This is a genomic window from Bacillus fungorum (genome assembly GCF_002746455.1).
GTDB classification, from domain to species: Bacteria; Bacillota; Bacilli; order Bacillales; family Bacillaceae_G; genus Bacillus_A; species Bacillus_A fungorum.
In genome coordinates this window covers 1-1,446 of record NZ_NWUW01000117.1, presented here as the reverse complement: position 1 = coordinate 1,446, position 1,446 = coordinate 1, and the positions used below count along the sequence as shown (strand labels likewise).

The following is a 1,446-nucleotide window of genomic DNA, read 5'->3' as shown; positions in this document are numbered from 1 at the left end:
TGAACTGCACCCCAATTGTTAGACACAGTCTAACAATTGGAGGTGCAGTTTTTCTATGGCTAAATTTACAGCTGATGAAAAAATACAAATCGTTCTACGTTATTTGAACGGAAATGAAAGTTATCGAGAAATGGGTAGATCGCTCGGTATAAGTGACACAATCATTTTGAATTGGGTAAACCAATATAAACAGAATGGTCTGGAAGCTTTTCTAAAACGATGTACAAATTACACACAACAATTTAAACTAGACGTACTAAACTTTATGATTGAAAACGGTATGTCCTTATTTGAGACGGCAGCTATCTTTAATATTCCTGCCCCTTCAACGATTTCTGTTTGGAAAAAACAGCTCGAAACACAAGGAATTGATGCCCTTCAATCTAAGAAAAAGGGGCGTCCATCCATGAAAAAAGATTCAAATAAACAATTAAAACAACCTTTAGCTGAAGGATCAGTCGAAGCACTTGAAGCACGCATTAAACAGCTTGAGATGGAAAATGAGTACTTAAAAAAGTTAAATGCCTTAGTTCAAAACAAGGAAAAATCACAAAACAAGACAAAGCGCAAGTAGTCTATGAATTAAGGCATAAATATTCGGTGAAGGCACTCGTGGAGCTAGCTACTATTCCTCGAAGCACGTATTATGATTTAGTAAAGAAAATGAATCGTCCAGATGTAGATGCCGATTTGAAAGCTGAGATTAAAGCGATTTATGAGGAAAATGAAGGTCGTTATGGTTACCGTCGCATTCGTGATGAATTAACGAATCGTGGCCAGAAAGTGAACCACAAGAAGGTTCAGCGCATTATGAAAGAGCTTGGGTTAAAGTGTGTTGTGCGTATGAAGAAATATAAATCCTATAAAGGAAAAGTCGGTAGAATTGCACCTAATATTTTAGAGCGTAATTTTCATACAGATGCACCGAATCAAAAGTGGGTAACAGACATCACAGAGTTTAAATTGTTTGGAGAAAAACTGTATGTATCACCTGTATTAGATTTGTATAATGGTGAAATTATTACCTATACAATTGGTTCTAGACCGACGTATTCGCTTGTTTCAGACATGTTAGAGAAAGCATTGGAACGTTTACCTGAAACCCACCAGCTACTGATGCATTCAGATCAAGGATGGCATTATCAAATGAGACAGTACGTCCGGACACTTGAATCAAGAGCTATCGTCCAGAGTATGTCTCGAAAAGGCAACTGTTACGACAACGCAGTAATAGAAAATTTCTTTGGGATTATGAAGTCGGAGTTCCTCTACATAAAAGAATTTGAAAATGTAGAGCACTTTAAAATAGAATTAGAAAAATATATAGATTATTATAATACGAAACGGATTAAGGCAAAATTAAAAATGAGCCCGGTACAATACCGGACTCACTTTTATCAAGCTGCCTAATGAAATAACCGTGTCTAACTTTTAGGGGTCACTTCA

1 protein-coding gene is annotated in these 1,446 nt (G+C 36.4%); it reads left to right on the top strand.

From position 1 onward, the window contains the following. The first annotated feature begins 55 nt into the window (after positions 1-55). Positions 56-1,410 (top strand): IS3 family transposase gene (locus CO726_RS30890; protein WP_085959128.1). Its coding sequence is split into 2 segments (ribosomal slippage): positions 56-509 and positions 509-1,410, totalling 1,356 coding nucleotides; the frame shifts between segments, so codons are not numbered across the junction. Positions 1,411-1,446 lie beyond the last annotated feature (36 nt).